10 protein-coding genes are annotated in these 13,565 nt (G+C 32.9%); 4 read left to right on the forward strand and 6 right to left on the reverse strand.

Features of this window, described 5'->3' with window-relative positions; translation table 11 throughout:
- Positions 1–1,153: 1,153 nt before the first annotated feature.
- From NNH57_RS03155 to NNH57_RS03175, 5 genes are all read right to left on the reverse strand, one after another.
- Positions 1,154–2,977, reverse strand: a complete 1,824-nt coding sequence (locus NNH57_RS03155; RefSeq protein ID WP_108808670.1) for an ABC transporter ATP-binding protein — start codon at positions 2,975–2,977, stop codon at positions 1,154–1,156.
- A 31-nt stretch (positions 2,978–3,008) separates the two neighbouring features.
- The gene (locus NNH57_RS03160) at positions 3,009–4,736 is read right to left on the reverse strand and encodes a phospho-sugar mutase (RefSeq protein WP_108808671.1); all 1,728 of its coding nucleotides are present in this window, start codon (positions 4,734–4,736) and stop codon (positions 3,009–3,011) included.
- Between the two features lie 121 nt (positions 4,737–4,857).
- A complete protein-coding gene (locus tag NNH57_RS03165) occupies positions 4,858–5,805 on the reverse strand; it encodes a glycosyltransferase family 2 protein (RefSeq protein WP_074410130.1) in 948 nt (315 codons plus the stop codon).
- 3 nt (positions 5,806–5,808) lie between these two features.
- Positions 5,809–6,336 carry a DUF4199 domain-containing protein gene (locus NNH57_RS03170; RefSeq protein WP_108808672.1) on the reverse strand — a complete coding sequence of 176 codons (528 nt, stop codon included), beginning with the start codon at positions 6,334–6,336 and terminating at the stop codon, positions 5,809–5,811.
- Positions 6,337–6,500: 164 nt separating this feature from the next.
- On the reverse strand, positions 6,501–7,007 hold the full coding sequence (locus NNH57_RS03175) for a DUF4199 domain-containing protein (protein WP_108808673.1): 507 nt from the start codon (positions 7,005–7,007) through the stop codon (positions 6,501–6,503).
- Between the two features lie 327 nt (positions 7,008–7,334).
- On the opposite strand from NNH57_RS03175, the gene NNH57_RS03180 reads away from it, so the two are divergent.
- From NNH57_RS03180 to NNH57_RS03190, 3 genes are all read left to right on the forward strand, one after another.
- Positions 7,335–7,799, forward strand: a complete 465-nt coding sequence (locus NNH57_RS03180) for a hypothetical protein (RefSeq protein WP_108808674.1) — start codon at positions 7,335–7,337, stop codon at positions 7,797–7,799.
- A gap of 132 nt (positions 7,800–7,931) precedes the next feature.
- The gene (locus tag NNH57_RS03185; protein ID WP_025741669.1) at positions 7,932–8,183 is read left to right on the forward strand and encodes a type B 50S ribosomal protein L31; all 252 of its coding nucleotides are present in this window, start codon (positions 7,932–7,934) and stop codon (positions 8,181–8,183) included.
- A 905-nt stretch (positions 8,184–9,088) separates the two neighbouring features.
- Positions 9,089–10,270 (forward strand): GlmU family protein, encoded by a 1,182-nt coding sequence (locus NNH57_RS03190; RefSeq protein WP_108808675.1) that lies wholly within the window; start codon positions 9,089–9,091, stop codon positions 10,268–10,270.
- 155 nt (positions 10,271–10,425) lie between these two features.
- Here NNH57_RS03190 and NNH57_RS03195 read toward each other — a convergent pair whose 3' ends face one another.
- Positions 10,426–12,033: an ABC transporter substrate-binding protein gene (locus NNH57_RS03195; protein ID WP_408608270.1), complete on the reverse strand. Its 1,608-nt coding sequence runs from the start codon at positions 12,031–12,033 to the stop codon at positions 10,426–10,428.
- Between the two features lie 156 nt (positions 12,034–12,189).
- On the opposite strand from NNH57_RS03195, the gene mtaB reads away from it, so the two are divergent.
- Positions 12,190–13,503: a tRNA (N(6)-L-threonylcarbamoyladenosine(37)-C(2))-methylthiotransferase MtaB gene (gene mtaB, locus NNH57_RS03200; protein WP_108808676.1), complete on the forward strand. Its 1,314-nt coding sequence runs from the start codon at positions 12,190–12,192 to the stop codon at positions 13,501–13,503.
- Positions 13,504–13,565 lie beyond the last annotated feature (62 nt).

A 13,565-nucleotide genomic window follows, 5' to 3' on the forward strand; every position in this document is an offset into this window, starting at 1 on the left:
TTGTAGGAATAAATGTTAATAAACATGATTATTTACTTTTTTTATAGATAAAAAGCATTTTTTGTTTGGTGATCTGAAAATAATTACTATCTTTACAGTGTAATTAATAATTGAGTTCTTTCATTTCCCCCAAGATGAAAGTTTTTATAAAAGTGAGTTTTAATTTTAGAGTAAGCCCCTAAATTAAGATGATTTGTGTGAAGAGAAAGAGTGCGAAAGCACTCTTTTTTATGTTTTATACTTTTTTATTTCAAAATAGGTAAAATTTTTACTTGTAAGTAAAAGATTACAAAAATATGATAATTGATAACTTTTTAAAGCTAAAAAGCGTAATTATTAGCTAAAATGCATTTTTTATTTGGTGGATTAAAAATAATTACTATCTTTACAGTGTAATAATGATTGAGTTCTTTCATTTCCCCCAAGATGAAAGTTTTTATAAAAGTGAGTTTTAATTTTAGAGTAAGCCCCTAAATTAAGATGATTTGTGTGAAGAGAAAGAGTGCGAAAGCACTCTTTTTTCTGTTCTATATTTTTTTGTTACAAATTAACATATGTAGGTTAAATACTACAAAGTTGATATATTTGTTTGTTTAGCAATGCTAAAAAGCACTATTGTTAGATAAAATGCATTTTTTGTTTGGTAGATTAAAAATAATTGCTATCTTTACAGTGTAATAATGATTGAGTTCTTTCATTTCCCCCAAGATGAAAGTTTTTATAAAAGTGAGTTTTAATTTTAGAATAAGCCCCTAAATTAAGATGATTTATGTGAAGAGAAAGAGTGCGAAAGCACTCTTTTTTATGTTTCATATTTTCGATAACCTTTACTTAAAGGAAATTTGTTGTTTATTTAATGAGTAATATTGTAGGTTTTGTACTACAAAAAGCTATTATAATTTTTGATTTATGCTGATAAAAAGTGTTTTTTATAGATAAAATTCAATTTTTATTTGTGTGTACCGGATTTTTGTATTATATTTACATCATAATTTAAGAAAGTTAGTCTTTCCATTCCCCCCAAGATGGAAGATATTAATAAGAGTGAGTTTTAATTTTAGAATAAGCCCCTAAATTAAGATGATTTGTGTGAAGAAAAAGAGTGCGAAAGCACTCTTTTTTATTTATATAGTAGCTATTATCGAGGGTTTACCTATTCTAATGATTGCATATTAACCAACTTTTGATAAATACCATCTTTAGAGATAAGCTCATCATGTGTTCCTTGTTCAACAATTTTTCCTTTTTGCATTACAACGATTAAATCTGAATTTTGTATTGTAGATAACCTATGAGCAATTACAATACTTGTTCTATTTCTCATCATGTTCTCTAATGCAGATTGTACCAAACGTTCACTTTCGGTATCTAAAGCAGAGGTTGCTTCATCCAAAATCATAATCGGAGGGTTTTTTAATACAGCACGCGCTATAGATAACCGTTGCTTTTGTCCGCCACTAATTTTATTACCGCTATCTCCTATATTGGTTTCAATACCAGCCGGTAAATCTTTTACAAATTCCCAGGCATTAGCAATTTTTAAGGCTTTTATAATTTCTTCGTCAGATGCAGTTGGATCTCCAACCAGTAAATTGTTCTTTATAGACTCGTTAAATAAAATAGAATCCTGGGTAACCAATCCCATGAGATCTCTTAGGGAGTGTTTGGTGAGATCTTTGATATCTACACCGTCTATTTTTATGTTTCCTTTATTTACATCATAAAAACGAGTAACCAGATTGGCGATAGTGGATTTACCACTACCAGACTGACCAACTAGTGCAACAGAACTACCTTTAGGTACTTTTAAAGAAAAATCATTTAGCACATACTCATCTTCATATTTAAATGAGATATTCTCTAGAGTAATATCAGTGGTAAACTCTTTTTTCTCTTTTGCATCAGGATGATCTTGTAGAGGAGAGGTTGTGTTTAATATTTCGAGTACACGTTCTGCTGCTGCATTACCTCTTTTTACTCCATAACTCGCCTTAGAAATGGCTTTTGCTGGCGTAAGAATATTATAGGCAAGACCCATATACACAATAAAAAGCCCTGGATCCAAAGATTTTTCGACCAGTACCATTTGCCCTCCATACCATAATAAAATAGAGATAACAGTTATACCCAAAAATTCACTTGTTGGAGATGCAAGATTTTGCCTGTTAAGTAGCGTATTCGAAAAATTATAGAAACGAGAAGTAGACTCCTGGAACTTTTTTCCAAATATTTTTTCAGCATTAAACCCTTTAATTACTTTTAATCCACCAAGAGTTTCCTCGACAATAGAAAGAAAAAAACCTTGTTCCTGTTGTACTTTATCAGAGTGTTTTTTCAACTTCTTTCCAATTAAGGAAATCAAAAAACCCGATATTGGAATAAAAATAAAGACAAAAATGGTAAGTTTTAAACTTATCAATAGCATGGTCAATATCGTAAATAGAATCATCAAAGGTTCTCTTACGATAAGTTCTAATATAGATAAAAAGGAATGTTGTATTTCTAAAACATCTGTAGATATTCTCGCCATAGTATCTCCCTTTCTTTTTTCTGAAAAATATGACAGTGGTAATTCTACTGTCTTTTTGTATAATTCATTACGTACATCTTTTAAAACACCATTTCTTAGGAATGTAATAAAATACATTGCCAGATAATTAAAAATATTTTTAAGAAAGAACATGCTAATCACAAGGACAACCATAAAAATTAGAACGTCTTCATTACCTTCATCGGCTTTTTGTGTTACAAAATAATTAAGGTAATCTTCACCATATTCCTTAGCTTTTAATATGCCTTCCCATTTTGGTTTAACCCTAATCCTTTCAGTTTTGTCAAAAAGAACCTTTAACATAGGAAATAAAGACACCATAGATAGTGTTCCGAAAAGGGCATAAAAAATATTAGAAATTATATTTAATATAGCATATACTTTATAGGGTTTCGCAAAGCGAAGAATTTGTTTAAAATAATTCATTAAAAATATACTGAACAGCTATCACTGTTGTTTAAGTTAATTGTAAGTCTTTTTTGATGGCTTCAATTTTACCATCCAATTGTTGTTGCACAGCAGTAAAGTCTTCACTTGTATGAAGTGATTCCTGTACACTGATATAAAATTTTATCTTCGGCTCTGTACCACTTGGCCTGGCAGCAATTTTACTTCCCGCTTCGGTATAGAATATTAAAACATTTGATTTTGGGATATCAATACTATGTTCGGTATGATCCTGAACGTTTTTGGCAATACCAGTTTGATAATCCTCGATCAGTACTACTTTTTCTTCATTTAGAGATTCTGGAGGATTATTTCTTAAATCCACCATAGTTTGCTTAATCTCTGCAGCACCATCGATTCCTTTTTTTACTAATGAAACCAAATGCTCCTTATAAAAACCATGTTTTGTATATAAATCTAATAAAGTACTATAAAAAGAACTACCATTAGCTTTCGCAAAAGCAACAATCTCGCAAGCGAGTAAGGTAGACGTTACGGCATCTTTATCTCTAACAAAATCCCCAACCATAAATCCAAAACTTTCTTCGCCACCACCAATAAAGTGTTGCTCGGGGAAATCTTTGATTAATTTGGCTATCCATTTAAAACCGGTGAGTACTTCTTTGTATTCTACACCGTAGGCCTGGGCTAGACTTTGCATCATCGGAGTCGATACTATGGTAGAGGCAATAAATTCATTACCTGTAAACCCTTGTTTTTTATAGTTTTCTAATAAAAACCAGGTCATTACAATCATAGTTTGGTTTCCGTTAAGTAACTGTAATTCCCCCTGATCATTACGTACAGCTATTCCTAATCGATCACAATCAGGATCAGTACCGATTACAATATCTGCATCAACTTTGGTAGCAAGTTCCATAGCCATAGCTAAGGCTTCTGGTTCTTCTGGGTTAGGAGATTTTACGGTAGGAAAATTACCATCGGGTTCTGCCTGTTCTTTTACGATATGTACATTTTTGTATCCTGCTTTTTCAAGAGTCTCGGGTACAGCAGTAATAGAAGTACCGTGTAACGAAGTAAAAACAATGGTTGTATTGTCTTTTGCTTCCTGGGTAGCTGCAAAACTTCCGTTTTTTACACTTTGTTCAATAAAAACAGTATCGATTTCCTGATCTATTTTTTGAATAAGATCAGGATTCGTATCAAATTGAATATCTGAATATTTTAATGCATTTATTTCTGAAATAATCTCACCATCCTGCGGTGGAACTAATTGTCCGCCATCCTGCCAGTATACTTTGTAGCCATTATATTCTGGTGGATTATGACTTGCAGTAAGTACAATACCACAATGACATCCTAATTCTCGTACGGCAAAAGATAATTCTGGGGTAGGGCGAAGGCTAGAGAATAAATAGACTTTAATTCCATTAGCAGAAAACACATCTGCAACTACTTGCGCAAGCGTATCACTATTGTGTCTACAATCATAAGCGATTACTGCTTTGGGTTGTTCTCCCGGAAATTGCTGGATCATATAATTACTTAACCCTTGTGTACTTTTTCCCAGGGTGTATTTATTGATTCGATTGGTTCCCACGCCCATGATACCACGCATACCTCCGGTACCAAATTCGAGATCTTTATAAAAACTCTCTTTTAATTCTTCTGAATTGTTATCCTGTAAATTTTTAATTTCTTTTTGAGTAGCGGTATCAAAAACCGGAGTTAACCACTCGTCAACTCTTAGGTTTATATCAGAATCTGTGATTTGCATGCTTGTGATTTTAGAGCAAAAATACTATTTAATTTTGGGAAAAAAGTTTTGAAATACGCATAAACTGCTTCGATATTTAATTCATCTTAACTTTTTATATCTGGAAGATGAATAGGGTACATTAAAGATGTATCTTTTCTGCAATGCTATATCGCTCTTTGTTTCGTTTACTGGTTAGGATAATTTCACCTAGAAACCCTGCCAGAAAGAACTGTGTTCCTAAAATCATAGAGGTTAACGCTACATAAAACTCGGGGCGTTGTGCGATAAGTCTCCCTTTGGTTTCTATAAAAAGTTTATCGATTCCCAGGTATAACGAAAAACAAAACCCTATGATAAAAAGTAAGGTACCGATAAGGCCAAAAAAGTGCATGGGTCTTTTGCCAAAACGCGACATAAACCAAATGGTGATTAAATCTAGGAAACCGTTAATAAAACGACTCATCCCGAATTTGGTTTTACCATATTTTCGAGCTTGGTGTAGCACTACTTTCTCACCGATTTTTGCAAAACCGGCATTTTTGGCAAGTACCGGGATATAACGATGCATCTCGCCATGTACATCTATGTTTTTTATTACGATATTTTTATACGCCTTTAGTCCACAATTAAAATCATGTAATTTAACACCAGATGTTTTTCTGGCTGCTGCATTAAATAATTTTGAAGGTAGATTTTTGGCAATAACAGAATCGTATCGTTTCTTTTTCCATCCCGAAATAAGATCATATCCTTCTTTGGTGATCATATCATACAATTCTGGGATTTCTTCTGGATTGTCCTGTAAATCAGCATCCATAGTGATCACTACATTACCTTGTGCTTCTTTGAATCCTGAGTGTAGTGCCTGGGATTTACCAAAGTTTTTTAAAAAACGAATTCCTTTTACATTTGGATCTTTTGTGGATAGCGCAGAGATGGTATTCCATGATCCATCGGTACTACCATCATCGATAAAGATAATTTCATAAGAAAAAGAATTGGATTGCATAACTTTTGCAATCCAATTGTATAATTCGTTAAGTGATTCCTGCTCATTAAGCAGTGGTATGACCACAGATATATTCATATATTAATATAAGTCTTGTTTCTTTTGCATGGCTAATCCTGCAAATAGGGAAATGATAAATCCTATAAATAAACTCCAGATTAGTGCAAATGCTGAAATCATATATGGAGTTGTAAATTTCTTAGTCATCTCCAGACTTTGATTTAGTTGTTCTTCTGGCATATCAGGAAAACGCTCGATCATTTGTTCGCGCTGTACTTCATTCATTTGGTTTACAATATCCGGCTCAATAACGCTCATTAACAGAATCGTCCAGATAACGCTTATGATACCACCAATAAGAGCAATACCCAGGCCAATTTTTATGGCTTCACCAAGTTTAAGAAATCCACCGTTAGCAGCTTTATAGGCTTTTATCCCGTATACGGTAACACCTACCATAATTGCTAAACCGATAACAGAATGTACCCAGTTTTGCTTAGCATATCCATCCATAACATAGACTACTACTCCCATTAAGACAGAGAGAATCCCCAGAATTACTCCGTAGTTGATTATAATTTTCTTGGTTGATGCTTTATCATTTTCCATATATAAAATAGTTTTGGTTATTATAAACCATAAGTACACAAATATAGTAAATTGTTACAGGTATGGATAATAAATTTATAGTATTCATCACTAATGTCTACTGGTATTTTTAGATACAATACAGGTAAGTTTTAGGGTAATAAATAGATAAATAGGGATATACATTAAAAAACATCTCTGTTTTTCTGCATGATAGCTCCTCCTATTAAGGAAATAAGGAACCCTAAGATTGAATTCCCGATAAAAGTTACCAAGGATATGTTAAAAAGAAAATTATTTTTTTTATCAGATATGTAATTCTCATTTAAGGGTTCATTTGGTACCTGATTTTTGTTTAAGCTCATTAATTGATCTATGAGTTCAGGAGCTATCACTTTGAGTAAAAGAATATCCCAAAGTATTTGAATACTAATACCAATTAGGGCAACACTAAACCCAATTTTTAATGCTTGACCTAATTTTAAAAACCCGTGATTAGCAGATTTATAAATATATATACTATAAATAATTATACTAATATGTATAGATAATTCAATAATAGGAAGTATCAAGTTGTTGGTTGTTATATTATTGGTTAAATAACGAATCAGACCATATGTTACCCATATAAATCCAAGAATTAATCCGTAATTCACAATATATTTTTTGGTAGAAATAATAGTTTCTTCCATGCGATAAAGTAGTTTTTAGTTTTTTATAAACTAGTTAGAGTGTAAATGTAATAAAATGGTATTGGTATTGTAAAAATAGCACTTTATCGGCAGAATCCACATTTTTATCGTATATTTACTAGGTTATTACGGTTTTACCGTAGTGAAAATATGGTGCCAGCAGGCGTAAAATAAGGGGATTTGCTAAAAACGATTGTAAAGGATTAATCTGTTGATATCTTGTGTTTTAAGAGTGATATTGTTGTGGATTATTGATGAAATAAACTTTTTTAAAATTATTTACCCCAATTTGAATTGTATAAAAATATATTAACGAAACTAGTATTTATGAGAAAACTATTACTTTTTACATGTGTAATTTCTTTCCTTACTGTAGCTTCTTGTTCTAGAGAGGAAGAATCTACACAAGTTTCAGTGACAGAGAAAGAATACCTGGTCAAGCAAACCATCATTGAGTTTAATAATAGTGCTATTAAAACCGGGAAATATGAGGCATTTATCGGTGATGTATCTCAAAAATCAACAACGACACCGTTGAGCCAAGCTGAGTTGGAAGTAATGCTTCAGGAGTTTCTTGGGGATCAAACTCAAGCATTCTTAGAGGTTTATCATCAACTCGAAGCTTTAAATATTACTGACAAAGAATTTTATAGTATTGCTAGTCAATTTGAATATCTAAGGTTGGATATCATAAAAAATCTAAGTAAAAGTGCTTCAGAATTTTGTGGAGCAAATACAGGAACTCTTTTAAGGATTTTGATTAGTTGGGTAAACCTTTGCGAAGAAGAATAATATTTTAAGATTTACCTTGCGTTAGGAGATTTTAAAACATCAATTAATTTACATTTCTTTATTTGTGAAATAATTTTGCATTTAAAAAAATAGTTGTAAATTTGCACCTCGAAAATAGAAAAGAATAATACAATGAGAAAAGATATTCACCCAGAAAATTATAGATTAGTTGCTTTTAAAGATATGTCTAACGATGAAGTTTTTTTAACTAAATCTACAGCCAATACTAAAGAAACTTTAGAAGTAGATGGTGTAGAGTATCCGTTAGTGAAATTAGAAATTTCAAGAACATCACATCCTTTCTATACCGGTAAGTCTAAACTTATCGATACTGCAGGACGTATTGATAAATTCAAAAACAAATATGCTAAATTCAAAAAGTAATTTAGTACTATACTATAATAGAAAGCCTTTCCAATCCGGAAAGGCTTTTTTTATGCTAATTTAAATCATTCTCAAAAATTCACATTAAATTAGAATCTGGGTTCGACGTAAATTATAATGTTTAAAAAAGCGTCAATTCGAGTGTTTTGTCGTAATGGAATGGAGACAAAATGTATCGAGAATAGCTTTTTTGATCCCAAACCCTTGTCATCCTGAGCCTTTCAATAAACTCAGGACAGGCCTGTCGAAGGATTCGATACACTATGCCCAAAAACGTGATACTCGAATCGACGTGATTTTCTTAGATCAAACTCAAATTATGACAAATTCATTTTACTATTTTAATGTGAATAATAGATAAGCAATTTTCGTCAGTTTGAGACATCCAATAAAATTTTATCCAGTGTTTAAGCTGACGTTTCAAAGCAGGGCTTTGAAATCTTTTTCACCAGTATAAGATTTGTTTTGCGTTAAAAAATCTTGAAGCCTTGGAAAGATTTTAGTAAAAAAAATCTGGTTTTCAATGAAATTGAAAAATACCTTGAAAAAGGCGCCTTTTCTTTTGGTTCGTTTTCTTTGGGCGAGCAAAGAAAATGAACAGAAAGCCAAATCAAAGGAAATTAGATGAAATTTAGGAGTATATAAGTTTATGAAAAACAAATCATTATGAAATACGTCAATGGTAGTGCTAAATCTCTGATTTGGTGTATCGAAAACAAGAAAATTTATAACTAAAAAGTACTTCTCGATACTAAATTCTTACAGAATTTCACTCGAAGTGACGTATCTGCTCCTAAGTATTATTTATGTTATTTTACAAATAAATTCGCCAAACAGCACCATTTTTAATATTAACGTCTTTATTTTTGCAGCCGTATAATTAACTAATTTTTTGAAATCGAAACATGAATTATATTCTTTTTGACGGTGCTTCACGTAATGCGTTATTGCCATTTACTTATACACGACCAGTTGCCGAGATTAGGATTGGGATATTAACCATTCGCGAGAAATGGGAGAAATATTTGGGATCTACTACTTCTACAGTAACAGAAGAATACCTAAGTGAAAAATTTCCTATGGTAGAGTTAGCAGAGAATATAATGATCAATGCTTCTTATTTGCCATCAGAACAATTGGTATCAGTAATCAAAAACCTGAAACCCGAACAGGCTATTTTTTGCGATGATGAACCTATCGCTTTTTATGTTAAAGAGGATCAGGAGGTAGATTTTGAGGCCTATGAGATAATAGCATATGATACCGATGTGTTTACGGTACAGCACACCTGGGATATTTTTTCAAAAAATGAACAAGCAATTACTGATGATTTTAAGCTGCTAACACTGGGTAGAGAGAGTCAGCCTATTCCTGAAAGTAATAATTGTATTGCTCCCGAAAATATTTTTATTGAAGAAGGAGCAAAACTCGAATTTACAATGCTTAATGCTAGTAAAGGGCCAATATATATAGGGAAAGATGCTGAAATCATGGAAGGCAGTATGATTAGAGGGCCTTTTGCGCTTTGTGATCGTGCTGTGGTAAAGATGGGAGCAAAGATTTATGGAGGCACTACTATTGGAGTGCATTCTAAGGTAGGAGGAGAGATCAATAACTCGGTAATATTTGGATGCTCTAATAAAGGGCATGATGGATATATGGGAAATTCTGTAATAGGAGAATGGTGTAATCTGGGAGCAGATACGAATACCTCTAACCTTAAAAATAATTATGCCGAAGTTCGTTTATGGAATTATGAAGCCGAAAGCTTTACAAAGACAGGATTGCGATTCTGCGGCTTAATGATGGGAGATCACTCTAAATGTGGTATCAATACCATGTTTAATACAGGGACTGTTGTGGGAGTAAATGCCAATATTTTCGGTACAGGTTTCTCTCGTAATTTTGTGCCTAGCTATAGCTGGGGAGGAAGTGCAGGTTTTACCACTTATTTAACCAAAAAAGCTTTTGAAGTGGCTAATGTAGTCATGTCTAGAAGAAAAGTTGAGTTCACAAAACAAGAAGAGCAGATTCTGGAACAGATTTTTGAAGATACCAGGCAGTGGCGAAAGAGTTATGAGAAGTAATTTTTTTGTGTACTATAAATTTCGATAAAAGAAAACTACGTGTTTTCTGGCGTGTTAGTTTTTAACCGTAGTGTCATGCTGAGCTTGTCGAAGCAAATTATAGTAGAAAACCTTTCGGTCTAGGTAACATATAAGATAAAATACATCAAACCCTATTATTTAATGCGCTCTTTCCAAACTCGTTTTAGTACCAGGAAATTTTGAGGATTATTGGTGAGTCCTTTTACATTTTTTTGAGTAAATCGAACTACCTGATCATAATATAGAGGAACGATAGGAGCATTCGCAATAATGATAGAATCCATTTTTGCATAGTGCTGCTCTCTTATTTTGATATCGGTTATCAAGAAGCTTTCTTCGTATAAGCGATCAAAAGTTTCATTTTTGAAATGTGTGTAGTTAGGGCCATGAGGAGTAAAGTTTTTACTATAATATGGCGATAGAAAATTTTCGGCATCAGGGTAATCTGCAATCCAGCTGGCACGAAAAGATTCTAATTTCCCTTTCCATTTCTTTTGGCGTATCGTCGAAGAAGGCATTACATCTACAATAATGTTTAATCCAACTTTTTCGAGCTCTCTTTGTATAAACTCACAAATGCTTTGGTAATTTGCATCTGTAGCAATTCGTATGGTTGGGTTGTCATTTCCAGTTTGCTTTTTATACGTTTCGATCAACTTACGAGCTTTTTCGGGATCATACTCATATCCGGGAATCCTATTAAACCCGGGAATACCTTTTGGGATAAAACCGTGTATTGCAGGGGTTCCTATACCATTCTTTAGATAGGTAATCATCTTTTTCCTGTCGAAACCATAATTAACGGCTTTCCTTAATAGTTTCGATTGTATTTCTTTTTTGTCTGTATCGAGGTAGAAACCCAGATATTCAGAATTTAGATAAGAACCCTTACTTATATTGATACGTTCTTTGTATTTCTCTCGTAATTTTCCGCTAGGGGTTAATAATTCATCTTTATATGAGGCATCCAGACTGTTTAGTAAATCGATATTTCCTTTGGCAAACTGTAAAAATTCACTTTGCTTGTCGGGTAAAAAGGTAATGGCTACAGCCTCGAGATAGGGGAGTTGTTTACCTTTTTTGTCCTTTTCAAAATACAATTCATTTTTACGCAAAACGAGCTTGACGTTTTCTTCCCATAATTTAAATTTAAATGGACCAGTACCAATAGGGTTGGCTCTAAATTGATTACCATAAAACGATACCACTTCTTTAGGAACCACAGAGCAATACCGCATACTCATCAATCCTAAAAATGCAGGAAAAGGTTTTTTTAGTTTGATTTCAAAAACAGTATCATTAATAGCTTTGTAGGTCTCTACAGTCTTTAGAACCCAATTACCGGGCGATGCTACTTTGGGATCAACCAATCTATTAAAGCTATACACAAAATCATCTGCAATAACATGTCGGGTGCTGTCTTTGGTCTTAAATTGTTCGTGCTTATGAAATTTTACATCATTTCGAAGTATAAAAGTATAGGTAAGAGCATCTTCAGAAATTTCCCATCTTTTTGCAATATCCGGTTTAATATGTAAAGAATCATCTAATTGTATTAAACTGTTAAACAACTGATTTGTAGACCAGATATTAGCAACATCTCTGGCAAATGCCGGATCTAATGAGCTTATATTTTCATATTGATTATACCGAAATACCAAATGATCTCTGTTTTCTTGAGAAGAATCTCTACAGGATATGAGAGTAAGTAAAATATAAGCTATTGTTAAATAGCGAATTATGAAAAAATAATGAACACATTTCAATTTTAGTAAACGAATTATTGTTGGTATATTTGCACCCTGAAAATTTATTCTAGAGCGACTCAATATTTTTGAGTTTTGATATGGGTAAATATAATGAGATTTCTGCCCCTGCGGAAATGACACTTGTGTTTTATGAGAAAAAAAGTTGCTTTTTATACTTTAGGTTGTAAACTGAATTTTTCAGAAACCTCTACAATAGCAAGAGATTTTACAAATGAAGGCTTTGATCGTGTAGATTTTTCTGAGAATGCAGATATCTATGTAATTAATACATGTTCTGTTACCGAAAATGCAGATAAACGATTTAAAACCATAGTGAAACAAGCGCAAAAGGTAAACCCCGATGCTTTTGTAGCTGCTGTGGGATGCTATGCCCAGTTAAAACCAGAAGAATTAGCTTCTGTTGATGGTGTAGATTTGGTTTTGGGGGCTACAGAGAAATTTAAGATTACCGATTATATTAATGATCTCTCTAAGAATGATTTTGGAGAAGTACATTCTTGCGAAATCGAAGAAGCCGATTTTTATGTGGGTAGCTACTCTATAGGAGATCGAACCCGTGCATTCTTAAAAGTGCAGGACGGTTGTGATTATAAATGTACTTATTGTACAATCCCACTTGCCAGAGGAATTTCGCGAAGTGATACCCTACAGAATGTATTAAAAAATGCTAAAGAGATTTCTGAAAAAGGAATTAAAGAGATTGTGCTTACCGGAGTTAATATAGGAGATTACGGTAAAGGTGAGTATGGAAATAAGAAACATGAACATACATTTTTCGAACTCGTACAGGCATTAGATAAAGTTGAGGGTATAGAACGATTACGAATTTCGTCTATAGAACCCAATTTACTTAAAAATGAAACCATAGATTTTGTGTCGGGTTCGAGGACTTTTGTGCCACATTTTCATATTCCTTTACAATCTGGGAATGATGATATATTAAAACTGATGCGCCGCAGATATCTTAGTGACTTATATGTTAATAGGGTACAAAAAATTAAAGAAGTAATGCCTCACGCATGTATTGGGGTAGATGTTATTGTTGGTTTTCCTGGTGAGACCGATGATCATTTTTTAGACACTTATAACTTTTTATCTCGATTAGAGATCTCATATTTACATGTATTTACCTATTCTGAAAGAGATAATACCGTAGCGGCAGCTTTGGATGGTGTGGTTTCTGCTGATGTTAGAAAGAAAAGAAGTAAAATGTTACGGGGATTATCTGCAAAGAAAAGAAGAGCATTTTATGAAGGCCAGCTAGGAACCGAAAGAACAGTTCTGTTTGAATCTGAAAATAAAGAGGGGTATATACATGGTTTTACCGAAAATTATGTGAAAGTAAAAATGCCATGGAATCCATTGTATGTGAATACCTTACATAAGGTGAAATTAACAACTATTGATGAAGATGGGATGGTGAGATTTGATTTTGTAGCATAAAAATCAAGTTAAGTTCTATATATAACACACAAAAGCCTGCTGAATAGCAGGCTTTTGTGTGT

Origin of the sequence: Aquimarina spinulae, assembly GCF_943373825.1 — a bacterium.
GTDB classification, from domain to species: Bacteria; Bacteroidota; Bacteroidia; order Flavobacteriales; family Flavobacteriaceae; genus Aquimarina; species Aquimarina spinulae.